The following is a 25983-nucleotide window of genomic DNA, read 5'->3' on the forward strand; positions in this document are numbered from 1 at the left end:
TCGTCGGCCGGCACCTGGTTTGCGCTTCATCCGCTTGCCCCCGCCTCGTTGCGGGTAAACACGTTGCCCGCATCGCGCACCAACTGACGCCATTCGGCGTTGCTGATGAGCCCCTGTTCCAGCATGTCGTCGGCCCCCTTGAGCAAGTCGTCATATTGGTCCTGCGGATCGAACGGCTCTTGCGATTGTGTCGCCAGCTTGCGCCATGCCGACAGTGACTCTTTCTTGCGCTGATCGTACATTTCGAATGTCTCGCTAAGATGACACGCGGTAGAGCCGTGCTGCTTCTGCGTCGTTCTACGCATTCGACGAATGGAAGCCGACCGGGTGGCGGCCACTGAATGTTGGTTATGAGCTAATAACCCCTTCATTAAACGGTCGCTCAAACGTTGTACTAGGATAGGATCCAAATTTCCCGATTTGTGGTCGCCGGCCAAGGACTTCCGCCGGAGACTCGGGAAAGCGCAATTCCCCCATTGCTACTCATGGATGAAACACATGAACTCACACCTGTTCCCTCACATCGGCAAAGTCATCGCCAGCACCGGCAGCCGGCATTTTCCGCGAATGCTGCACGACCTGATCCTCACCCAACTGGCCGTGGACGCCACGCATATCCGGCAGATGCGCGTGGAGCCGGTCGCACGTACGCAACCGCGCACCGAGCCGGAATGCCCCAAAGAGGCGGCACTGACGGCCGAGACGGTGTATTCCGAACTGAGCACCGATCCCGGCAACAGTGACGTGCCCGCCCCCGAACCCTCCACGGTCACCGATGCTTCGCAGTTGCACCTGACCCGGCGCAAGGACGGTTACCGTTATGTAATTTCCGTGTACCGCTGCGGCCCGTCGAAGCGCTTCTCCGCGCGCGAGCGCAGTCTGTTGCAGGACATCTCCCCGGTGTTGCTGCCAATGGTGGAAAAGCACATCCACGCGCTGCAACCGGCGAGTGCGGATCCCGAGGCGCAGGCCGCAGCGACCGAAGCCTCGCTTCAAGGCCTTGAAACCCTGCGCCTGCGTTTTTGCGAGCGCGTGCAGCAACTGGGCCTGAGCCTGTCCAACCGTGAACTGGAAGTGTGCGTCGGTCTGCTGGCCGGGCGCACCGCGCCTGAACTGGCCGAGCAGTTGCAACTGAAGGTCAATACCGTCGAGAGCTACCTCAAGCGCGCCGCCATCAAACTGGGAATCAGCGGCCGCCATTCGCTGATGCGCTGGATGTATTCGCCTGAGGACTGCCCGGCCGCCTGCGACCCTTCCAACGCGGCCTGATCGATCACGCGCCTGTAAAAAAACCGCTGTCCTGCCAGGGACGGCGGTTTTTTTTCATGTCCGGCCCCTCAGTCCCGCGCCAAGGCCTCGATCGGGTCGAGCCGCGATGCATTGCGCGCCGGCACAAAGCCGAACACGATGCCGATCAGCGTCGAGCAGATCACCGCCGTCAACACCGAGCTCAACGAGAACACCATTTCCCATTCCTTGATGAACAGCGAAAACAGGTGGCCGATGGCATAACTCAACGAGATTCCAATCGCCCCGCCCAGCAGACAGACCATCACCGCCTCCACCAGAAACTGCTGACGAATGTCCGACTGCCGCGCCCCGACCGCCATTCGGATACCGATCTCGCGGGTCCGTTCGGTGACCGACACCAGCATGATGTTCATCACCCCGATGCCGCCGACCACCAGCGAAATCACTGCAATCAGCGACAGCAACAGCGCCAGTGAGCGGCTGGTTTTCTGCACCGTCTGCATGACGCTGTCGAGGTTGTTGGTAAAGAAATCCTTGGTGCCGTGGCGCTGCAGCATCAGTTTGTTGACGTTGTCTTCCACCACCTTGCTCGGCTGGCCGTCCTTGATCCGCACGCTGATGCTGTCCAGGTAGCGCTGGCCCAACAGCCGCCCGGCTGCGGTTTCGTAAGGCACCCAGACGTTGAGCGACTTGCTCGACGAGAAGATGTTCTTCTTTTCTGCCGCCACACCGATCACGGTGCACGGCAGGTTGCCGATCAGGATCACCTGTCCCAGCGGATCAACCCCCTCGCCGAACAACCGTTGGCGGGTGTTGTGATCGATCACCACCACCTGCGCCTGGCGTCGGGCATCGTTCTCGCTGAACGCAATGCCCGACTCCATCTTGATTCCGCGCACCTGGAAGTACAGATCGCTGACGCCGTTGACCTGGGCATCGAGATCGATGTTGCGATAGCGCAGCAACAGATTGCGCCCGACCACCGGCGTGGCGCTGTCGACGTAATACAGCTGGTTGAGCGCCGTCACATCCGCCGGCACCAGGGTTTCGATGGCCGCCGAACGGCTGTCGCCGAAACTGGTGCCGGAATAGATATCGATGGTGTTGCTGCCGATGGCCTGAATGTCCTTGAGCACATAGCGCTTGGCCCCTTCGCCGATGGCCGAAATCGACACCACCGAGGTGATGCCGATGACGATCCCGAGCATCGTCAGCAAGGTGCGCATGCGATGCGAGATCAGCGCGACCCAGGCCATGTTGAAGGCCTCCTTGAACAACCCGAGGCTGGCCACCAGACGCCGCGCCCCCGTGGATTTGGGGACCGCGTCCTCATTGCTCAATGCCGTGGTGTCATGCTCGTTGCGGCGGTCGCTAAGGATTTCGCCGTCACTGACCTCAATGATGCGCTCGGCATTGGCCGCGACCTTGGGGTCATGGGTCACCAGAATCACCGTGTGCCCGGCCGCGTGCAGCTCCAGCAGGATGCGCATCACCTCCTTGCCGCTGGTGGTGTCGAGGGCGCCGGTCGGCTCGTCCGCGAGGATCACTTCGCCGCCGTTCATCAGGGCCCGGGCGATACTGACCCGCTGCTGCTGACCGCCGGACAACTGGCTCGGGCGATGGGTCAGATGTCCTTCCAGCCCAAGGCGCGCCAACAATTCACGGGCTCGCGCATGGCGTTGTGGTTCCGGCGTGCCGGCGTAGATTGCCGGCATCTCGACGTTGTGCATCGCGCTCAAGTGCGGCAGCAAGTGGTAGCGCTGGAAGATGAAGCCGAAATAGTCGCGACGCAGTTCGGCCAGCGCCTGGCTGTCCAGATCGCGGGTTTCCCGGCCGTTGATCCTGTAGCTGCCGGCTGTGGCGTAATCGAGGCAGCCGAGGATGTTCATCAGGGTCGATTTGCCGGAGCCCGAGGCGCCGATGATCGCGACCATCTCCCCGGCATTGATCGTCAGGTTGATGTTCTTCAGCGCGAGGAATTCGCGATCGCCAGCCGTGAAGCTGCGGCTGATGCCGGTCAGTTGCAGCAGAGGTTCGCTCATGCTCATGCCCCTGCCACTTTCGTCACCGGATCACCGATCACCACCCGGTCGCCTTCGGCCAGGCCTTCGTTGACCTGCACCTTGACGTTGTTGTTGATCCCGGTCTGCACATTGCGCGACTGCGCCTGGCCCTTGGCGTCCAGCACCCGCACCGGGAAGCTGCCATCGCTGTTGCGTGGGCCCAGCGCGGCAACCGGAATCGTCAGCACCGATTTGGCGGTGTCGAGCACCACCCGCACCTGAGCGGTCATGGAAATACGCAAACGGTGATCGGGATTCGGCACCTCGAACAGCGCGTTATAGAACACCGCAGTGTTCTGCTTCGGCGTGCCGGCGGGCGGCGTTTCGAGGAAGTTCTGCGGCGCAGGCTCAGTGCCGCGCAGTTTGCCGTAATAACGTTTGTCCTCACCAAGAATGGTGAAGTACACCTCCTGCCCCGGTGCAATGTGAATGACATCGGCCTCCGACACCTGAGCCTTGACGGTCATGGTGTCCAGGTCCGCCAGTTTGAGCAGGATCGGTGCCAGCTGGTTGGCGATCACGGTCTGGCCTTCCTGGGTCACGATGCCCACCACATCGCCGTCGATGGGCGCGACGATTCGTGTGTAGGCCAGATTGACCTTGGCGGTGTCGATCTGGATGTGTGCGCTCTTGATCTGTGCATCCAGCGACAACAGATTGGCCTGCTGCACTTCGTAGTTCGATTGCGCGGTTTCGAAATCCTGCCGCGAGATCGAGGCGTCCTCCTGCAGGTTCTGATAGCGCTCGTAGATGGCCTTGGTCTGGCGCAGTTGAGCTTGAGTCGCCCGGCGCTGGGCTTGCAGATTCTCCTCATCGACCTGTGCCTGACGCAGGGTGTTCTGCAGCACCAACGGATCGATTTCCGCCAGCCACTGGCCCTTCTTGACCTTGTCGCCGACCTTGACCTTCAGCGACTTCAACTGCCCCGAAACCTGGGCGCCGACGTCCACCTGCTTGATGCCCTCCAGCAAACCGGTGGCCAGCACTGCGTTTTCAATGTCAGCGCGTTCGACCGTGGCGGTCAGGTATTGCGGCGCCTCGGCCGGCGCCTGCACCGTGTAGAACACCAACCCGGCCACCAGCGTCAACGCGATTCCCAGACCGACTTTGCGCACCTTCGACTGTTCCATAAATGACCACAATTCCGTTCAGGGTTGAGCCCGGCCAGCGGCCGGGTTCCAGGATAAAAACTTCAATCAGGACAACACTTGCCCCGCCGCCACCGTCAGCCCGTCATGCCACCACGCTGCAAGACTGAAGACGTTGGGCGCCTTGAGGATCGTGAAGTGGTTGCCCGGGCCGTACCACACCGCCAGATCCCTGGCCTCACGCTGCCAGCCTTCGAGCATCGCCGCCTGTTCACGCTGGTTGCCCGAGGCGTCCAGCGTCGGGTCGTCCACCAGCGCCAGACGCACCGGACCGGTGTAGGCCAGCGCCGGCCGATAGACCGTGCGCAGTGCGGTGGCGAACGTGCGCACCGGGCCCTGCATCGCATCGAGTGACGCGCGTTCCGACAGCACACCCGCGCGCACCATCCCCTCGTGCAGCAAGCGCATTTGCGTGCTGTCGTCGGCTTCGGCGAAGGTCAGCGCATCGATGCCCAGGGACTTGCCGCTGGACAGTTGCAGCGACTCGATCAGCCGCAACAACGCCGCCGTCGTGGTGTAAGGCTTGCCCACCACACTGTTGCCGCCCGGCGATTCACTGTCGATCAGCGTCAGGGATGCCACTTCACGCCCCGCCGCCTGCAACTGCGCCGCCATGGCGTAAGCCACCCAACCACCGAACGAATGCCCGATCAAATGCACCGGCCCTTGCGGATACAACTGCTCAAGCGCCCGCCGGTAGAACGTGGCGGCGCTTTCGACCCGGCTGTGCGGCACCGTCGCGCCGTCGAGGCCTCGGGGTTGCAGCCCATGAATCGGCCACTCCGGCCCCAGCGCCTCGGTCAGATGGAGGAACCCGGTAACACTGTCGCCGGCACCCGGCACGCAGAAAATCGGTGCATGTCCGGTGTGACCGGTCTGGATGGTCAGGATCGGCTGATAGGCCGCTGGCGCTGGCGCAGTTGCCGTTTCCAGCGCCTGAGTCAGGGCCTGCCCCAGAGCCTGAACGTACGGTGCTTTCATCATGCTCTGGTGATCGCCCGGTACGTCGATGCAGTGCAATTGCGCACCTGGTAATTCTTCAGCCCAACCACGCGTGGCGCTGAGTCGTGACATTTGCGCCGAACGCTCCGTGGCACGCAGCAGATGCAACGGCAGGCCGATCGGGTTGATCCGGTAATGCGCCAACGCATGCCCGTGGGCCACTTCCCGGTCGAGGTAATGCCAGGCATCCGCCGACGAGACAGCCGCCAGCTCGGGTCTGAGCAACTGCTGTTCGTGACAATGGTTGAACAAATCGGCGAACGCCCACTGCTCAAGTTCGGTCTGCAACACGGCCAGACGCGCCAGTGCCTGCTGCCCCTGTGTCTCGCGTCCGGCCCAATGCGCCGTGCAATGCAGAAGCAATTGGCGCTTGTGCACGTGTGTATCGTTCCACAGCGCCTTGTCTGGATCGGCCAGACGTGGCACGTAGGAGTCGATCAGCCCGACAAACGCCACTGACTCGTCCATCCCGAGCAGTTGCGCCGCGATTTCATAAGCCAGCACGCCACCGAACGACCAGCCGGCAAGCCGATAGGGGCCGTGGGGTTGTGTGGCGCGGATCACCTCGACCAGCCGGGTTGCCAGGCACTCCATGGTGCGCAGTTGCGCCATCCCGGGATCGATACCCGGCAAGCCGTAAATCGGGAACTCGCCGCCGATGTGTAGGCCCAGCGCCGGGAAATACAGGTCCCGACCACTGAACTCATGCACCAGGAACAACGGCGTGCCCCGCTCGCTTGCCCGCACCACGACCACGCCGTCATGGTGTTGCACAGCGTCATCGCGCTGGCACAACAGCGTGGCAGCAGACTCGACAGTTGGATGCTGGAACAGCTCGGCCAACGAAATCGGCCTGTTGGCCTTCTGCATCAGATCGACGAGCCGCACCGCCAGCAGCGAATGCCCGCCCAGTTCGAAGAAGTTGTCATGGCGGCCTACCCGGTCGACTTGCAACACTTGCGCCCAGAGCCCGGCCAGTGATTCCTCAAGAGGATTGGCCGGCGCTTCATAGTCACGCATGACCAGCGCTTGGTGTGTCGGCGCCGGCAAGGCTTTGCGATCGACCTTGCCGTTGTTGTTCAGCGGCAGGCTCTCCAGCGCCACCCAGGCGGTCGGCACCATGTACTCCGGTAACCTGGCTTGCAGCAGCGCGCGAAGGGTAGCGCCCTGCAATGCAGGATCGTGCGCCGTGTAATAGGCCACCAGCCGCGTTGGCTCCTGGCCGTCGTGTCGGGCCAGAACCACCGCTTCCTTGACCCCCGGACAGCTCAGCAGGCGGTTTTCGATTTCTCCGAGCTCAATGCGGAAGCCGCGAATCTTCACCTGGTCATCATTGCGGCCGATACATTCCAGTCGCCCCGGCGCCTGCCAGCGCACCAGGTCGCCCGTGCGATACATCAAGGCTTGCGGGTTGTCGCTGAACGGATCCCGGAGGAATTTCTCGGCACTCAGTTGAGGCCGATTCAGATAGCCCAGCGCAACCCCCTGACCACCGATGTACAACTCACCGGTGACGCCGAACGGCACCGGTTGTTGCCGGTTATCCAGCACATACACGCGGGTATTGCCGATGGGGCCGCCAATCGAAACGCTATCCGCTTCCGGCGCCACCTCACGCACTTCGAAGGTGGTGGCGTACGTCGTGGTTTCGGTCGGGCCATAACAATGCACCAGGCGCAGGTCCGGTGCTTCGGCGAGCAGCTTTCGAAACGCCGCCGGATCGCCACGCTCCCCACCGCACAGCAGGATGCGCAGCCTTTTGAGCGCTTCGGGAATCAACTGCACGTACTGATTGAACAACGCGGTGGTGACGAAGAGGATCGTCGCCCCGCACCGGTCAAGCTCCCGGCCGAATGCCTGTGGGTCGAGCAAAATCCCATGATCGATCACGGCCACCTGGCCACCGTTGAGCAAGGCGCCCCAGATATCCATGGTGCTCGCATCGAACGCCGGGTTCGAAGCGAACGCCACCCGGTCATCCGGGTTGAAATCGGCGTAGCCGCAATCGATCACAAGGCGGGTAATGCCGCGATGCGGCACCATGACCCCCTTCGGGGTGCCCGTGGAGCCCGAGGTGTACATGATGTACGCCAGCGCCTCCGAGGACTGAGGCAGATCCGGGTTGTGCGAAGGGCTCCCGGCAAGCGCCAGGGTATCCAGATCCATTCGTCGCACCGGGTACTCGATGGCCTGATCGCTGCCGGTCAACAGCGCGACCGCCTGACAATCCTGCACCATGAATGCCTGACGCTCGGCGGGTGCGTTGATGTCCAGCGGCACATAGGCCGCCGCACACTTGATGATCGCCAACTGCGCGATCAACAGTTCCAGCGAGCGTGGCAACAGAATCGCCACATGATCGCCAGGCTGCACACCTTGAGCGATGAGATGATGCGCCAGGCCGTTGGCGCTGCGGTTCAGTTCCGCGTAACTCAACACCTGCGTCCCGTGCACCGCGGCAACGGCTTGCGGATGCTCGGCGGCCTGCATCTCGAAGACCCGGTGCACGGTAAGCACTTGCGGACAATCCCGTGCGGTGGCGTTGAATTCGTCGAGCAACTGCGTGCGTTCCTGATCCTCGATTATCTGCGCGTGTTCCAGCACTGCCTGGTCGTTGTTGACCATGGCCTGCAACAAGCGCTGGAAATAACCGACATAACGCCGTGCCGTCGCCTCATCGAAGAGCGCTGTGGCGTACTCCATCCAGCCATTTATCCCGTTCGGCGATTCACCCAGGGTCAGGGTCAGGTCGAACTTGGCGAAGTGACTCGGCTCCGCCACCGCTTCCAGGGTCAGATCCCCCAGCGCCAATACCGGCCCGTCGCTGTTGCGCCAGTTGAACATGGTCTGGAACAGCGGGCTGTGGGCCAGGCTGCGGGCCGGTCGGGCGATTTCCACCACTTGCTCGAAGGGCAGGTCCTGATGGGCCTGGGCTTGCAGGGTCAGCGCCTTGACCCGCGCCAGCAGCGCTTCGGTGCTCAACTCACCGGAAGTATCAATGCGTAACGCCAGGGTATTGACGAACAACCCGATCAGTCCGTCGATTTCGGCCCGGAAACGGTTGGCCACCGGCGAGCCGACCACCACGTCCGATTGCCCGGCCAAACGACCGAGCAGCATCGCCCACGCGCTCAGCATCGTCATGTACAGCGTCACGCCATGGCGCTGGCTCAAGGCTTTGAGCCCGGCGCTCAAGCGCTCGTCCAGGCACACTTCGACGCTGCTGCCGGCGTAATCCTGTTGCGGTGGTCGCGGTCGGTCGGCAGGCAACGTCAGCAAGGCTGGCGCATCGGCCAGCGTACGTTGCCAGTATTCGCTCTGGCGCTGCAAAACCTCCCCGCTCAGCCAGCGTCGCTGCCAGACGGCATAGTCGGTGTATTGCAACGCCAGCGGCGGCAAAGGGTCCGCCAACCCCTGACTGAAAGCCTGATACAACGCCATCAGCTCGCGGGTCAGCACCTCCATCGACCAACCGTCGGAGATGATGTGATGCAAGGTGATCAGCAACACATGGTGATCGTCGGCCATACGCACCAGCCGTCCGCGAATCAACGGATCATCCTGCAAGTCGAACGGGCCGGAAGCCTCCCCCTGAATCAGCGCCTGCAAGGCTTCATCGGCCTGCGGGTGCTGGCGCAGGTCCTCGACCCGCAGCAGCACACCGCTGTCGGGCGGAGTAATCAGCACCTGGGCTTCGCCGTTGTACGGCATGAAACGGCTGCGCAGGCTTTCGTGGCGGGCGACAATCCGGGCCAGCGCCCGCTGTAGCGCATCGGCGTCGAGCACACCGCGCAGACGCAGACCGATCGGAATGTTGTAAGCGGTGTTGGCACCTTCCATCTGCGCCAGAAACCAGAAGCGCTGCTGGGAAAACGACAGCGGCAATGCGCCTTCGCGTGGCACCGGCAGGATCGGTGGCTGCGTCGAGCGTCCGGCCTGGGCAAGCGACTGCGCCACCGACGCCAGCTCGGCATTGGCGAACAACTCGCCGAGCGCAAGCTCCACGCCCAGCCGCTGACGCACTTGCGCGACCATGCGCATGGCCAGCAACGAATGGCCGCCCAACTCAAAGAAATGATCCTGACGCCCTATCCGTTCGACCTGCAGAATTTCGGCCCAGATCTGCGCCAGCGTGCATTCGAGCTCGCCTTGCGGCGCCTCGTACTCGCGTGTGAGCAGCGCCGTGCGCTCCGGTAACGGCAAGGCCTTGCGATCGAGCTTGCCATTGGCGGTCAGCGGCAGGCTGTCGAGTCTGACGAACGCGACCGGCACCATGTACTCGGGCAACTGGCCCAGCAAATGCTCGCGCAGTTGCGCCACAGCCAGTGGCTGCACCTGCGCCTGCTCGGTGAAATAGGCGACCAGCCGTGGTTGTCCGGGCTCGTCTTCACGGGCCAGCAGCACCGCTTCCTGAATGCCGGGAAGCTGGTGCAGACGGCTTTCGATTTCCCCCAGTTCGATGCGCATGCCGCGGATTTTCACCTGGTCATCGTTGCGCCCCAGATATTCGATCGTCCCGTCCCGGCGCCAGCGGGCAAGGTCGCCGGTGCGATACAGACGCGCATTCGGTCGTTCACTGAAGGGGTCCGGCAGAAAGCGTTCGGCGGTCAGTTGCGCACGGTTCAAGTAACCACGCGCCACGCCTCGGCCACCGATATACAGCTCGCCGGGCACCCCGATCGGCACCGGACGTTGTTGGCCATCGAGCAGGTACACCGAGGTATTGCTCACCGGTTTGCCGATGTGCAGCGCCTCCCCCGCCTCAATCCGTCCAGACGTAGCGACTACGGTGGCTTCGGTCGGGCCATAGTTGTTGATCACATCGAAATGCTGATTGCGCGAAAACTGACGCAAGCGATCGCCGCCGATCAGCAGGGTACGCAATGTCGGGTGCTCGAGATGCCGGCTGAAGGCGTATTCGGCGACGGGCGTCGGCAGGAAACTCACGTCCAGCGGTTGCGCGCACCACCAGGCCAGCAGCCCGTCGACGTCTTCGCCGCCGTCCTGCGCAGGCGCCAGGTGCAGGGTCGCGCCGACGCACAGAGCTGGCCAGACTTCCCATGCCATCGCGTCGAAGCCGAACCCGGCCAGACTCGACGTATGGCGGCCGGCACACAGGTCAAAGGCGTTGCTGTGCCAGTCGACCAGATTGGCCAGTGTCTGGTGTTCGACCATCACGCCCTTGGGCAAACCGGTGGAGCCGGAGGTATAGATCACGTAAGCCAGGTTCGCCTCGGACAGACCTGATACCACCGGGTTTGCGTCATTGCCTGAGCGCCAGGTGCACGGATCAAGATCGAGTACCGGCAGCTCCTGTCCCGGCAGCCGTGCGAGCAGGTCACTTGAGGTCAGAATCGCCACTGGCTCGCAATCGCTCAGCAGATAATTCAAGCGTTCGGCCGGATGCGCGGGGTCGATCGGCACATACCCGGCGCCTGCCTTGAGGACTGCGAGCAATCCGGCCAGGGTATCCAGCCCTCGCCGGGCGACGATGGCTACCCGGTCATCCGGCTGCACACCCAGATCGATCAAGCGATGCGCCAGAAGGTTGGCCTGGCGGTTCAGTTCGTGGAACGTGAGTTGCTTGTCCAGATGCACCGCCGCCAGCGCTTGCGGTCGCGCGACGACCTGCGCCTCGAAGCGTTGATGAATGGTCTGTCCGCGAACGTATTCGACATCGCTGGCGTTGAACCCCGTCAACAGCTGTTCGCGCTCCGGGGCGGGCAACACCGACAGTTGACTCAGCGGCGTATCCGCCGCGTGCTCCAGCGCCTGCAACAGGTTTTCCATGGCACACAACATGTAGCTGCAGATGCGCTGCGCCTCGACTTCACGACTGGCCAGCAGCGTCAGGCTGAAGTGATCGCCAAAGTCATCGATGCTCAAGGTCAGCGGGTAATTGGTGCGTTCCTCCGCATGCAGGACGCTGATCCCCTCCCAGGCCGAGAGCGCTTCGGCACTGGCATTGGCACTTGAGGTGCTGTGCCGATAATTGAGCAGCGAACTGAATAGCGGCGATGACCCGACCACCCCACTGCAGCGCTGGGCCAGCACCAGCGGTGCGTGCTCATGGCGCATCAGGCTGGTCAGACGTGCATGGGTGGCCTTCACCGACTCATTCGCTGCCAGCGCGCTGACCTCGACCCGGAGCGGCAAGGTGTTGATGAAAATGCCCAGCGCGCGGTCGGTCGACTCCGCCCCTTGCATCCGCCCCATCAGCACGGTACCGAACACAACGGCGGACTTGCCGGTGAGTGCATTCAGGACCTGCCCCCAGCCGAGATGGAACAGACTCGCGACACTCACCCCGAGCGAGCGGGCACTGGCTCGCAGGCGCTGCCCCAGCAACGGGTCAAGTGGCACACCGCACTCTTCGATGTCGCTGCCGTCGCCATGCACGCCCTGCAGGCCGAACGGCAACGTCGGCTCGTCGATGTCACCGAGCATCTCGCGGAAAAACGCCTCGTGCTCGGACTCGCTGATGCCTAGCCGCGCCTGGGCGACATAATTGCGAAACGGTACGGGCACTCCCAGTCTGGTGCTCTGTCCTGACAGGCACGCCTGCATTTCCTCGCTGACCACAGCGAGCGCCGAGTGATCCATCGCCATGTGGTGAAACAGCAATATCGCGACGATACGCCCGGCCTTTGCATCCCAGGCATGAGCCAGGCGCAATAGCGGCGCACGTGTCACGTCGAGACGGAAATGCCGGGCGTCGAATCGCGCATGCAACTGCTCAAGGACATCGCCCTCAGCCGCATCAAGCTGCACGTTCTCCAAAGGCAACTCGACACTTCGCAGGACGACTTGCACCGGCGTGTCCAGTCCTTCCCAGACGATGGCGGTGCGCAGAATGTCGTGACGCTCGATGACAGTCTGCAGAGCCTGAACGAATGCCGCGAACCGCTCGGGTCCGCTGAACGCGAATTTCGCCTGCATCACATACGGATCACCCTGTGCAGCGCTCGCGTGGTGGTAGAGGATGCCCTCCTGCAACGGCGTCAGCGGATAGATGTCCTGGACATTGGCGCCGCCGCCAGGGATCTGCGCGACAATTTGATCGAGGGTGTCCTGGCTCAGGTCAACCATTGTCAGCATCGCCGGGGTGAGCCGTGTTGTGCCCGGTGAAATGCCATTGACCGGCACTGCAACCTGCCCTTCCCGTGCGGGCGAGTAACCGCCCGCCTCGATCAGCTCGATCAATGCCGGCTTGTGCTCGCGCAATGCGGCCAGCAAGCTCGGTTCACTCAGGGCCTGCTTGTTGCCATTGACCCGTAATTGTCCGTCCGTGATTGCCAACTGGATGTCTTTTGTCTTCAGCGTCGCCAACAGTTCATTCAGGCTCACAGGACGATCTCCATTCTTTCCGTGATAGCTGCGTAACCAGCCAGAGTCGGTTGCTCGAACAACGTCCGGACATCGGCTTCGATACCTGCCTGTTGCAGGCGCCCGATCAGACTGACCGCCAGCAACGAATGCCCACCCAGCTCAAAGAAATGGTCTTGTCGCCCGACGCGCTCGACTTTGAGCAATTCGCACCACAGTCCCGCGAGGAGGGTTTCCATTTCGCCGACAGGGGCTTCGTATTCGCGGCGGCTGACCGCAGCCGAATCCGGTGCGGGCAGCGCCTTGCGATCGACCTTGCCGTTGGGGCTCAGGGGCAGGCTGTCGAGCGCGACGAATGCCGACGGCACCATGTAATCGGGCAAGCGTGCCAGCAAGTGTTCGCGCAACGCCTCGATCCCCGGTTGCCCGACTTCGGCGTGCCGGGTGAAGTACGCCACCAGACGCTCCTCACGCACCAGCACCACGGCTTCGCGCAGCGCTGGATGGCTGAGCAGTTGCGCTTCGATCTCACCCGATTCCAGACGCAGGCCACGCAGCTTTACCTGGAAGTCGTTGCGCCCGATGAATTCGAGCTGGCCATCGGCGCGGTAGCGCACAAGGTCGCCCGTGGCGTACAACCGGTCGCCGGCCACAAACGGGCTCGGGATAAACCGTTCGGCCATCAATTGCGGCAGGCCCAGATAACCCCGCGCAACCCCGGCACCACCAATGAACAACTGACCGATCACGCCCATCGGCACCGGCCGCTGAGCGGCATCGAGGACATATAGACGGGTGTTGTTGATCGGCCGTCCGATCGGCAACGCGCTGTCCGGCACCGGCATCGACGGTTCCAGCGTCCACGCCGTGCTGTCGACCGTGGCTTCGGTCGGGCCGTAAACGTTGTGCAAGCGCACTTGCGGCAAACGCTCGCGCACACGGCGAGCCAGCGCCGGCGTCAGGTCGCCGCCGCCACAGAACACATCGGTAAGGCTGCTGCACTGGCTGACATCGTCCTGCTCGAGGAACTGTTGCAACAGCACCGGCACGAACTGGATCACGCTGATCCGCTGTTCGCGAATCACCCGCGCCAGATACGCCGGTTCACGGTGTCCGTCGGGACGCGCCAGCACCAGACGCAACCCGGCACTCAACGGCCAGAACAGCTCCCAGACTGAAGCGTCGAAACTGAACGGGGTCTTCTGCAACAGGGCGCCGTCCGCCACGACGGGACACAATTGCGAACTCCAGTGCAGGAGATTGCCGACGCCACGATGCTCGACCATCACGCCCTTCGGCGCACCCGTCGAGCCGGAGGTGTAGATCACGTAAGCCAGGTTCGAAGCGCTCAGGCCCGGTACTTGCGGGTTGTCCTCCGGGTTGGATGTCCATTGCGCCTGATCCAGATCGATCACCCGCGCAGTGCTCTCGTCGAGCAAGGCGCGAGTCGCCCCATGCACCAGCACCGCTACCGGTGCGCTGTCCTTGAGCATGTAATCCAGACGTTCCGCCGGGTACGCCGGGTCCAGCGGCACATAGGCACCACCCGCCTTGAGAATGCCGAGCAGTCCGACGATCAGCCCCAGCCCGCGCTCGACGCAGATTGCCACCCGCGAATCCGGCCCCACGCCCAGCTCACGCAGGTAATGGGCCAGGCGATTGGCCTGTGCGTTGAGTTCGGCGTAGGTCAGCCGCTGCTCACCGGCCTGCAACGCGATGGCTTGCGGCGTGCGTTGCACTTGCGCCTCGAACATAGCGTGAACGGTTTGCTCCAGATCGTCGGCGGTGCCGGTGACGTTAAGGTCGTAAAGCACCCGCTGACGTTCTGCGCCGTCAAGGATCGGCAAGCGGTTCAGCGGCTGATCCGGAGCCTGCTCCAGAGCATCCGCCAGTTGCTCCAGCGCGGTCTGCATGTAGTCGCAGATCCGCTGCGAGCCGATGCTCGCCGGGGTCATGGCGGTGAGCACGAACCCGCTGCCCAGATCATCGACCCCCAGACTCAGCGGATAGTTGGTGCGCTCTTCGCTGCTCAGGGTCTCGATGCCCTGCCAGGCCTGACGCCGGTTTTGCTGTTGCGCCGCGTCGGCGCTGTGCCGGTAGTTGAGCATCGAACTGAACAGCGGTGACGGCGCGGCGACGCCACTGCAACGCTGGGCCAGCGCCAGCGAGGCGTGTTCATGGCCGAGCAGCGCACTGAGCCGCGCATGCGTCGCCCGAGCCCCTTCGCGCACTGGCGTATCTCCGAGATCGACCCGCAGCGGCAAGGTGTTGATGAACATTCCCAACGCCCGGTCGGCCCCCTCGCCGCCCTGCATCCGGCCCATCAGCACCGTGCCGAACACCACCCGCTCCTGCCCGGATGTCGCGGCCAGCACCTGCGCCCACGCAAGGTGGAACAGGCTGGCCACGCTGATGCCCAGTTGCCGCGCGAGGCTGCGCAGACGCTGGCCGGTGGCGGCGGTCAGGGCCTGTTGCGTTTCCTCGATGTCGCGACCGTCTCCCTGCACATCCTGCAAGCCGAACGGCAGGGTCGGCTCGTCGATGTCGCCGAGCATGTCGCGGAAGAACGCCTCGTGCTCCTGCTCGCTGACACCCAGCCGCGCCTGTGCCACGTAGTTGCGGTAAGGCACGGCCGCGCCCAACGAAGCTTCATGCCCTTGCAGGCAGGCGAGCATTTCTTGCTGCACCACGTCCAGCGCGGTGTGATCGAGCACCACATGGTGGAACAGCAACATCGCAACCACCCGGTCGTGGGCCGGATCACGGGCATACACCAGACGCAGCAACGGTGCCTGACTGATGTCGAGGCGGTAGTGACGGGCATCGAAACGCCCGTGCAATTGCTCGAGGAGGTCGCCATCCGCCGGATCAAGCACGATCTCCTGCACTGGCAGATCTGCGTGACGCCAGACCACTTGCATCGGCTCGGCCAGCTTCTGCCAGATCACCGCCGTGCGCAGGATGTCGTGACGGGCAATGACCTGGCGCAGCGCCGCGACAAAGCTGTCGACTCGCTCGAGGCTGTCGAAGGCCAGCCGCGATTGCAGCAGGTACGGGTCACCCTGCTCCGCGCTCAAATGGTGATAAAGAATGCCCTCCTGCAACGGCGCCAGCGGATAAATGTCCTGCACGTTCGCCGCACCACCCGGCACGCTGGCCACGATCCGGTCGATGCTCGACTGATCCAGTTCGATCAGGCTCAGCAGCTCCGGGGTGATGCGGGTGCAGTCGGCAGGAATGCGGTTGGCCGGCACTTCGATTTCGCGACCGCTGCCCACCGCTGCGGCCAGTGCAGCCAGCGTTGGCTGGCTGAACAGCACGCGCACGTCGGTGTTGAGGCCGATCTGGCGCAGGCGTTCGATCAGGCTCACGGCCAGCAACGAGTGGCCGCCCAGTTCGAAGAAGTTGTCGTGGCGTCCGACCTGCTCCAGTTTCAACACGTCGGCCCAGATCTGCGCCAGCGCAGTTTCCACCGGACCTTGCGGGGCCTCGTATTCGCGGCTGAGCCAGGCGCTTTGATCCGGCTCCGGCAAGGCCTTGCGGTCGAGTTTGCCGTTGGCGGTCAGCGGCAAGGCGTCGAGGCGCACGTAAGCCGCCGGGATCAGGGCTTGCGGCAAACGGGTTTGCAGATGATTGCGCAGGGCTTCGATATCGGTCGGCGCATGCTCGGTGAACCACACCAGCAACTGGCCGTCGCGCACCAGCGCCACCGCGTCCTGCACCGCCAGATGTGTGGCAAGCGCAGATTCGATTTCCCCCAGTTCAACCCGTACGCCGCGCAGTTTGACCTGATCGTCATTGCGACCCAGGTATTCGATATTGCCGTCCGCCAACCAACGTGCGAGGTCGCCGGTGCGGTACATGCGTCCTTCGTTGAACGGATCATTCAGGAAGCGCTCGGCGGTCAGATCGGGACGGTTGAGGTAACCCCGCGCCACGCCCGCACCTGCGACATACAACTCGCCCGTGACGCCCACCGGCACGGGGCGTTGCTGGTCGTCGAGCAGATAGATTCGGGCGTTGGCCATCGGCCGGCCGATGTGCAGCGGCTGGCCGACTTCGACCCGGCCGGACGTCGCGACCACCGTAGCCTCGGTCGGGCCGTAGTTGTTGATCACCGCGAAGGTCTGTTCGCGGTTGAACTGCCGCAGCTTGTCGCCGCCGATCAGCAAGGTACGCAGGGTCGGATGCTGCAGCCCGCGGCTGAAGGCATATTCGGCCACCGGGGTCGGCAGGAAGCTGACCTGCAACGGCTGCGCGCGCCACCAGTCGAGCAGTTCGTCCAGGTGCTCGTTGCTCACCGATTCCGGCGGCAGGTGCAACGTCGCCCCGACGCACAACGCCGGCCAGACTTCCCAGGCCATCGCATCGAAGCCGAACCCGGCCACGCTGGCGGTGTGGCTGCCGGCGTGCAGGTCGAAGGCTTCGGCGTGCCAGTGCACAAGGTTTTCCAGGGTCGCGTGTTCGACCATCACGCCTTTTGGCTGGCCAGTGGAGCCCGAGGTGTAGATCACGTAGGCCAGGTCGTCCGGCGTAAACTCGGCAACCTGCGGATCAGCAACCGACAGGTCTTGCCAGGTCTCATGGGCAAGATCAATCACAGGTATGCCAGCCTGATTCGGCAAAGCTACGTCGCGAACCAGTACCACCCTCGGCGCACTGTCGGCCAGCATGTAAGCAATTCGCTCGGGCGGATAAGCCGGGTCGACCGGTACATAAGCGGCGCCGGCCTTGAGGATCGCCAGCAAGCCGACCAGCATGTCCGGGCTGCGTTTGAGACAGATCGCCACTCGTGTCTCGGTAGTGACCCCCAGCCCCTGCAGATGATGGGCCAGACGATTGGCGCGCTGGTTCAATTGCCTGAACGTCAGGCGCTGCGTGCCCGCCTGAACCGCCACGGCCTCCGGCGTGCGCGCAACCTGCGCTTCGAACAGACGATGAACACCTTGCGCTGACGGGTAAACCGCCGTGCTCGCATTGAAGTCGCCAAGCAGCTGCTCGCGCGCCGCCGCTGACAGGACGTTGAGACGTTCAAAGGCCTGTCCGGGGTTGTCAGCCAACGCTGTCGCCAGCTCCGTGAGAGCGCTGTGCATCAGCTCGCAGACCCGCTGCGCCCCCACATGATCCGGGGTCAGCACCGACAGGCTGAAGCCATCGCCCCGGTCGTTGATGCTCAAGGTCAGCGGATAATTCGTGCGCCCGTCCTGGGCCAGGAATTCGATGCCTTGCCAGACCGGATCAACAGGCTCTCGCGCAGCGTCGTGGCCGCTGTGTCGATAGTTGAGTACCGCGCTGAACAGCGGCAAAGGCGCGGCCACGGCGCTGCAACGCTGAGCCAGTGCCAGCGACGCATGTTCGTGTCCCAGTAAAGCCGCCAGCCGCTCATGAACCGTGCGAACCGCTTCACTCACACTCTGCCCGTCAACCTCCACGCGCAGCGGCAAGGTGTTGATGAACATCCCCAAAGCCCGATCCGCGCCCTCGCCGCCTTGCATGCGCCCCAGCAGCACGGTGCCGAACACCACGTCCCGGCGTCCGGAGGTCGCCGCCAGCACCCGCGCCCAGGCGAGATGAAACAGGCTCGCGACGCTGACCCCGTATTGCCGCGCCTGGCGGCGCAGGTGCCGATTCAATTCCACCGGCAGCGCCAGCGAGTGCTCCTCGATGTTGCGGCCGTCGCCCTGTACGTCCTGCAAGCCGAATGGCAGGGTCGGTTCGTCGATGTCGCTGAGCATTTCGCGAAAGAAGGTTTCGTGTTCGTCCTCGCTGATGCCTTGGCGGGCCTGATGGACGTAGTTGCGGTAGGGGGCGGCGGGCGGCAAAGACTCAACCTGCCCCGGCAGATACAACTGCATTTCCCGGCGAACCACCTCCAGTGCGGTGTGATCCAGCACGACGTGATGGAACAACAGCACGCCTGCCACCCGGTCATGCAGCGGATCTTCGGCATATACCAGACGGATCAGCGGTGCCTGACCGAGGTCGAGACGAAAATCCCGGGCATCGAAGCGTGCACGCAACTGATGGAGGATATCGCCGTCCAGCGGACTCAAATCGACCGATTGCACCGTCAACTCGGCCTCTCGCCATACCACTTGCTGCGGGCTCGGCAATCCTTCCCACACCAGACTGGTGCGCAGGATGTCGTGGCGCGCAATCACCTTTTGTAAGGCGTTGGCAAAAGCGTGCAAGCGCTCGACGCTGGCAAAGGCCAGACATGATTGCAGCAGGTACGGGTCGCCCTGCTCCGCGCTCAAATGGTGATAAAGAATGCCCTCCTGCAACGGCGCCAGCGGATAAATGTCCTGCACGTTCGCCGCACCACCCGGCACGCTGGCCACGATCTGGTCGATGCTGGCCTGATCCAGTTCGGTCAGGCTCAGCAGCTCCGGGGTGATGTGGGCGCAGTCGGCAGAAATGCGATTGGCCGGCACTTCGATTTCGCGACCGGTGCCCACCGCCGCAGCCAGGGCTGCCAGGGTCGGCTGGCTGAACAGCACGCGCACGTCGGTGTTGAGGCCGATCTGGCGCAGGCGTTCGATCAGGCTGACGGCCAGCAACGAGTGGCCACCCAGTTCGAAGAAGTTGTCGTGGCGTCCGACCTGCTCCAGTTTCAACACCTCGGCCCAGATCTGCGCCAGCGCGGTTTCCACCGGGCCTTGCGGGGCCTCGTATTCGCGGCTGAGCCAGGCGTTCTGATCCGGCTCCGGCAAGGCCTTGCGGTCGAGCTTGCCGTTGGCGGTCAGCGGCAAGGCGTCGAGGCGCACGTAAGCCGCCGGGATCAGGGCTTGCGGCAAACGGGTTTGCAGATGATTGCGCAGGGCTTCGATATCGGTCGGCGCATGCTCGGTGAACCACACCAGCAACTGGCCGTCGCGCACCAGCGCCACCGCGTCCTGCACCGCCGGATGTGTGGCAAGCGCAGATTCGATTTCCCCCAGTTCAACCCGTACGCCGCGCAGTTTGACCTGATCGTCATTGCGACCCAGGTACTCGATATTGCCGTCCGCCAGCCAACGTGCGAGGTCGCCGGTGCGGTACATGCGCCCTTCGTTGAACGGATCTTTCAGGAAGCGCTCGGCGGTCAGATCGGGACGGTTGAGGTAACCCCGCGCCACGCCCGCACCTGCGACATACAACTCGCCCGTGACGCCCACCGGCACGGGCCGTTGCTGCTCATCCAGCAGATAGACCTTGGCGTTGGCAATCGGCCGGCCGATGTGCAGCGGTTGCCCGACTTCGACCGGGCCGGACGTCGCGACCACCGTGGCTTCGGTCGGGCCGTAGTTGTTGATCACCGCGAAGGTCTGTTCGCGGTTGAACTGCCGCAGCTTGTCGCCGCCGATCAGCAAGGTGCGCAGGGTCGGGTGTTGCAGTTCGCGGCTGAAGGCATATTCGGCCACTGGAGTTGGCAGGAAGCTGACCTGCAACGGCTGCGCGCGCCACCAGTCGAGCAGTTCGTCCAGATGCTCGTTGCTCACCGATTCCGGCGGCAGGTGCAACGTCGCGCCGACGCACAATGCCGGCCAGACTTCCCAGGCCATCGCATCAAAACCGAAACCGGCCACGCTGGCGGTGTGGCTGCCGGCGTGCAGGTCGAAGGCTTCGGTGTGCCAGTGCACAAGGTTTTCCAGGGTCGCGTGTTCGACCATCACGCCTTTTGGCTGGCCGGTGGAGCCCGAGGTGTAGATCACGTAGGCCAGATGCTCGGGGGTCAGGTCCGGCAACTGTGGATTGCTGTCCGGCAGATGCTGCCAGGCGTCGCTGTCAAGATTGATCACCGGCACGGCACCCAGCAGGTCGCGAGTGGCCGTCTGTGCCAGCACCGCCACCGGATCGCTGTCCTGCAACAGGTAAGCGATCCGTTCTGCCGGATGTGCCGGATCGACCGGGACATAGCCGGCGCCAGCCTTGAGGATCGCCAGCAGCCCGATCAGCATCTGCGCACCACGCTGCACACAGAGCGCGACGCGGTCGTCCGGTTGCACACCGAGGCCGATCAGGTGATGGGCCAGGCGGTTGGCGCGGCGGTTCAAGCCGTCGTAGCTCAGGCTTTGCCCGCCCTGCACCACTGCCACAGCGTCGGGTTGGCTCGCCGCTCGCGCTTCAAACAATTGGTGCACCACATGGCCGTGGGCAAAGTCGCGACCGGTGACATTGAAACCGACCAGCACGCGCTGGCGTTCGGCCGCCGACAGAATCGACACCTGATTCAATGGCGCATGGCGATCCTGTTCCAGCGCGCTCAGCACATTGTGCAGTGCCGTTTGCAGGTAATCGCAGACCCGCGCGCCATCCACTTCGGGCACTGCCTGCACAGAAAGCCGAAAGCCCTGTCCAAGGTCGTCGACGCTGACCACCAGCGGATAGTTGCTGCGCTCACGAGAATCGAGAATCCGGATGCCTTCCCATCCCGGCGTCGCCGTCTGTTGCGCACTGTGGCGATAGTTGAGCAAGGTATTGAACAGCGGTTGCGAACCCGTCACGCCACTGCAACGTTGAGCGAGCATCAGCGGCGCCTGCTCATGCACCAGCAGTTGCGCCAGACGCTCGTGGGTTGCCCTGACACCCGCCTCCACCGCCGTGGCGCCGACATGGACCCGCAGCGGCAGGGTGTTGATGAACATGCCCAACGAACGATCGGCGCCCTCTCCCCCCTGCATGCGCCCCAGCAACACCGTGCCGAATACCACCTCCTCGCGCCCGCAGACCTGGGCAAGTACCTGGCCCCAGGCCTGATGCACCAGACTCGCAACACTGATGCCCAACGTGCGGGCCTGTTGGCGCAGGCGTGCGGCAAGACGCTCATCCAGTGCCAGCTCGCTGTCCACGATGTTTGTGCCATCGCCGAGTACGTCCCGCAGGCCGAACGCCAGGGTCGGTTCAGCGATGTCGCCGAGCATCTCGCGAAAGAATGCTTCATGGGCCTCGGCATTCGAACCGAGACGGGCCTGAGCAACATAGCTGCGGTATTGCACGGGGGGCGGCAGCACGCCGACTTGCCCGTCAAGTGCGTCGCTCATCTCGGCCACCAACACCTCAAGCGCGGTGTGATCGAGCACGATATGGTGCAACAGCAGGATACCGACCCAGCGGTTTTGCAAAGGGTCCTCGGTGTAGGCGAAGCGCATCAACGGCGCACGCTGCAAGTCCAGGCGATAGTGTCGCGGATCGAAGCGCGCCTGCATTTGCTGCAGCACATCACCGTCCTGCGGATCGGCATCCACCCGCTCCAGTGCCAGCGGCGCCGAACGCCACACCACTTGCACTGGCTCGTCGAGGTTTTCCCTGACCACACTGGTACGCAGGATGTCGTGCCGGACGATGACACTGTTCAATGCGCGGACGAACGCCTTGATCTGCGACAGTCCGTCGAAGGCGAACTGCGCTTGCAGCACGTACGGGTCACCGTCGGCAATGGCCAGATGGTGATAGAGGATTCCTGACTGCAACGGTGCCAGGGCGTAGATGTCCTGCACGTTGTCGATACCGCCCTCGACGGTCTCGACGATACGGTCGATGGCCGCTTGATCCAGCGTGGCCAGCGGCAGCATGTCCGGGGTGATGCGGGTGCAACCGGGTTCGATGCGGTTGGCCGGCACGCTGAACGTGGAGGTCCTACCGAGCGTCGCCGCGAGTGCCGCCACGCTCGGCTGGCCGAACAGCACACGGACGTCGCACTGCATGTCCTGCTGACGCATGCGTTCGATCAGCTTCACCGCCAGCAGCGAATGACCGCCCAGCTCGAAGAAATTGTCATGTCTGCCCACCCGGTCCAGTCCGAGCAAGGTCTGCCAGATCACAGCGATGCGGGTTTCGATTTCGCCAAGCGGTGCTTCAAACTCCCGCCGGGCGAAGGCTCCGTTGTCTGGCTGCGGCAACGCCCGGCGATCGAGTTTGCCGTTGGCCGTCAGCGGGAAGGCATCGAGGCGCACGAACGCGCCCGGCACCATATGCTCGGCCAGCGATGCCAGCAGGTGATCGCGCAATTGCGCAACGCTCGGTTCGACACCTTCGGCGGCCAGCCAGTAGGCCACCAGACGCGTATCGCCGGGGCTGTCCTCGCGGGCGATCACCAGCGCATCGCGCACGCCGTCGCACGAGGCAAGACGTGCCTGGATCTCGCCAAGCTCGATACGGAAACCACGGATTTTCACCTGATCATCGTTGCGTCCCAGGTATTCGAGTTCGCCCTCCACCGTCCAGCGTGCCAGATCGCCGGTCTTGTACAAACGCGCTTCGGCATGCCCACTGAACGGGTCGGCGATGAAGCGCTCGGCGGTCAACGCCTCACGATTCAGATACCCACGGGCAACCCCGGCGCCACCCACATACAACTCCCCGGTCACTCCGGCCGGTACGGGTTCCCGCCGGGCATCGAGGACGTACAGCTGCAGGTCGGGAATGCGCACGCCGATCGGGCTGCTGGCGGTCAGTTGCGCGTCTGCCGCGACCAACGGTCGATAGGTCACATGCACCGTGGTTTCGGTGATGCCGTACATATTCACCAGCCGGGTGCCGGCGTTGCCGACCCGCGCGTACCAGGGTTTGAGTGATCCTGGCTCCAGCGCTTCACCGCCAAAAATCACCTCACGCAGCGAATGTTGCAGCGGACTGCGGCCCTGAGCGGCGACCAACTGCCGGAAAGCGCTCGGCGTCTGGTTGAGTACGGTGACGCCCGAGCGGCAGAGCAACGCGTAACACTCGTCCGGCGAGCGACTGATGTGTTGCGGCACCACCAGCAACTGTCCGCCGTAAGCCAGCGCGCCCCAGATTTCCCAGACCGAGAAATCAAAGGCAAACGAGTGGAACAACGCCCAGACGTCTTGCGCATTGAACCGGAACCAATCGTGGGTCGCGCCAAACAGGCGGGCCACGTTGCGGTGCTCGACCATCACGCCTTTGGGCAGCCCGGTGGAGCCAGAGGTGTAGATCACGTAGGCCAGATGCACCGGATTCAAGTCCGGGATCTGCGGGTTGAATTCAGGCTCAGTCTGCAAACTCTGGTCGTCGAGATCAATCTGCGGCACGGATAGCCCGGCAATCCGATCCAGAGTCGCGGCCTGCATCAGCACCGCCACCGGCGCACTGTCTTGCAAAGTGAAGGTGATGCGCTCCAGCGGATAAGCCGGATCGATCGGCACATATCCCGCGCCCGCCTTGAGCACGCCGAGCAGGCCGACGATCATTTGCGGGCCGCGCTCGACGCAGATCGCTACCCGGTCATCCGGACGAATGCCAAGGGCGAGCAAACGATGGGCCACCTGGTTGGCCTGTCGGTTGAGTGCCTCATAACTGTAAGTCCTGCCCTCGAACAGCAACGCGACTGCCTCGGGCCGGGTGTGCGCATGCGCTTCGAATTGCTGATGGATCAACGGCGTGTCGAGAAAACTCGCCCTCGGTGTATTGACGCCATACAGCCAGTGTTCACGCTCCGCGGGCGGCAGGATGTTGAGGCTGTGCAATGCGGCTTGCGGGTTGTTCTGCAACGCATCGACGAGACTGTCCAGTGCCGTGCGCAGGTAACCGGCGATGCGTGAGGCGCCAAGCGTCACATCGGCCAGCACCGTGATGCGCAGGTCCTGACCGAGGTCATCGATGTTGACGGTCAGCGGGTAGTTAGTGCGCTCGCGCGCGCCCAGCACCTGCACTCCCGGCGACAGCTCGATCACTTCGGCGACTTCCTCCACGCTGCTGTGGCGGTAGTTGAGCATGGCGCTGAACAGCGGCGTCGGGACCGCCACGGCGCTGCAACGCTGGGCCAGTGCCAGGGACGCCTGCTCATGGGCGAGCAGCGCGGTCAGGCGCCGGTGCGTCGTCAGCACGCCGTCATGAACGCTCGACGCGCCGACATCCACCCGCAAAGGCAAGGTATTGATGAACATCCCCAAGGCCTGTTCGACACCGTCGGCCGCGTTCATCCGTCCCAACAGAACGGTGCCGAACACCACCGCCGAGCGCCCGCACAGCTGACCCAGCACCCGCGCCATGGCCAGGTGCATCAGGCTCGCCACGCTCACCCCCGATTGTCGCGCGTGGGTACGCAGGCGCTGGCTCAGATCGCTGTCGAGCATGCACGAGACTTCCTCGATGCCCTGCCCGTCACCTTGTACATCGTGCAAGCCACCGGGCAGTGTCGGCTCGTCGATGTCGCCGAGCATCTCGCGGAAAAAGTCTTGATGCGCATGCTCATCCGACCCCAGACGTGCCCTCGCCAGGTGGTCGCGAAACGGCACCGCCCTCGCGACTTCGGCATCGCGGCCGGACAGGTAGGCCTGAATTTCCCGGCGCACCACATCGAGCGCGACGTGATCCATGATCATGTGATGGAACAGCAACAATGCGACCACCCGGTCGTTGACCGGATCCTCGGCGAACACCAGCCGCAGCAACGGGGCCTGTTGCAGGTCGAGGCGAAAGTATTGCGGGTCGTGGCGTGCCAGCAATTGCGCGAGTACATCCTCACGGTCATTCAGATCGACTTCCTCACAGACCAGCGGGGCTTCACGCCAGACCACCTGCACAGGATCGTCCAGATGCTCCCAGAGGATGGCGGTGCGCAAAATGTCGTGGCGCTCGATCACCCGACGCAGCGCTTCGGTGAATGCCTCCAGCCGTTCGCGACTGTCGAACGTGAACCGCGCCTGCGACACATAGGGATCACCCTCGGGGGCGGAAAGGTAGTGATAAAGCAGCCCCTCCTGCAGCGGCGCCAGTGGATAGATGTCCTGCACATTCGCCACTCCACCCGGCACGGTGGCGACGATCCGGTCGATGGCCGACTGATCCAGCTGCACCAGCGGCAGCATGTCCGGGGTGATGCGCAGCGCCGGGCTCGACCAGTCGCCGCCGTGGCTCGCCACCAGTTCCAGCAACTGCGCCTTGTGTTTGGCGAGGCTGTCCCACAACGCATCGTCCAGTGCGTCGTCATCGCCCAGAATGACCAGGTCTTCATCGTCCTGTTGAAGGCAAATCGCATGGGTGGAAATAACAGCCATCAGCTCGCGAAATTGCATGGGGGTAACCTGCTGTAAATTCGGAAAAAAGGAGCGCGCAGCGGCGAGTCCGTACGGCGGCGCGCAGCCTGGAAAAGCTAAAACATCGGGGCTTGGGTGTCTGACATGGGAAGCGGGGACAAGACCCGTGACCGGCCAGTCATGGCGTCGATCCGCGGGAACCGCGAATCGACGCCG

The 25983-nt window shown here is 63.6% G+C and carries 6 protein-coding genes; 1 reads left to right on the plus strand and 5 read right to left on the minus strand.

Features of this window, described 5'->3' with window-relative positions; all coding sequences use genetic code 11:
• Window positions 1–26: 26 nt before the first annotated feature.
• Window positions 27–242, minus strand: coding sequence for a hypothetical protein (locus tag CAF76_RS24335; RefSeq protein ID WP_064595557.1), 216 nt, complete (start codon window positions 240–242; stop codon window positions 27–29).
• A gap of 256 nt (window positions 243–498) precedes the next feature.
• On the opposite strand from CAF76_RS24335, the gene CAF76_RS24340 reads away from it, so the two are divergent.
• Window positions 499–1269 carry a helix-turn-helix transcriptional regulator gene (locus CAF76_RS24340; protein ID WP_085648947.1) on the plus strand — a complete coding sequence of 257 codons (771 nt, stop codon included), beginning with the start codon at window positions 499–501 and terminating at the stop codon, window positions 1267–1269.
• Between the two features lie 68 nt (window positions 1270–1337).
• Here CAF76_RS24340 and CAF76_RS24345 read toward each other — a convergent pair whose 3' ends face one another.
• From CAF76_RS24345 to CAF76_RS24360, 4 genes are all read right to left on the minus strand, one after another.
• The gene (locus CAF76_RS24345; protein ID WP_085648946.1) at window positions 1338–3293 is read right to left on the minus strand and encodes a MacB family efflux pump subunit; all 1956 of its coding nucleotides are present in this window, start codon (window positions 3291–3293) and stop codon (window positions 1338–1340) included.
• A gap of 2 nt (window positions 3294–3295) precedes the next feature.
• The gene (macA, locus tag CAF76_RS24350) at window positions 3296–4444 is read right to left on the minus strand and encodes a macrolide transporter subunit MacA (protein WP_074687877.1); all 1149 of its coding nucleotides are present in this window, start codon (window positions 4442–4444) and stop codon (window positions 3296–3298) included.
• A gap of 66 nt (window positions 4445–4510) precedes the next feature.
• Window positions 4511–12811 (minus strand): non-ribosomal peptide synthetase, encoded by an 8301-nt coding sequence (locus CAF76_RS24355; RefSeq protein ID WP_085648945.1) that lies wholly within the window; start codon window positions 12809–12811, stop codon window positions 4511–4513.
• Complete coding sequence (locus CAF76_RS24360; protein WP_085648944.1) at window positions 12808–25806, minus strand: non-ribosomal peptide synthetase; 12999 nt, start codon at window positions 25804–25806, stop codon at window positions 12808–12810. The genes CAF76_RS24355 and CAF76_RS24360 overlap by 4 nt, the downstream gene beginning before the upstream one ends.
• Window positions 25807–25983 lie beyond the last annotated feature (177 nt).

The organism is Pseudomonas sp. B40(2017) (assembly GCF_002112855.1).
In the GTDB taxonomy this organism is placed as follows: domain Bacteria; phylum Pseudomonadota; class Gammaproteobacteria; order Pseudomonadales; family Pseudomonadaceae; genus Aquipseudomonas; species Aquipseudomonas pharyngis.

Bases quoted from the DNA above. Each gene is read 5' to 3' on its own strand.
- CAF76_RS24335 (WP_064595557.1), bottom strand. From the start codon at position 242: ATGTACGATCAGCGCAAGAAAGAGTCACTGTCGGCATGGCGCAAGCTG.
- CAF76_RS24340 (WP_085648947.1), top strand. From the start codon at position 499: ATGAACTCACACCTGTTCCCTCACATCGGCAAAGTCATCGCCAGCACC.
- CAF76_RS24345 (WP_085648946.1), bottom strand. From the start codon at position 3,293: ATGAGCGAACCTCTGCTGCAACTGACCGGCATCAGCCGCAGCTTCACG.
- macA (WP_074687877.1), bottom strand. From the start codon at position 4,444: ATGGAACAGTCGAAGGTGCGCAAAGTCGGTCTGGGAATCGCGTTGACG.
- CAF76_RS24360 (WP_085648944.1), bottom strand. From the start codon at position 25,806: ATGCAATTTCGCGAGCTGATGGCTGTTATTTCCACCCATGCGATTTGC.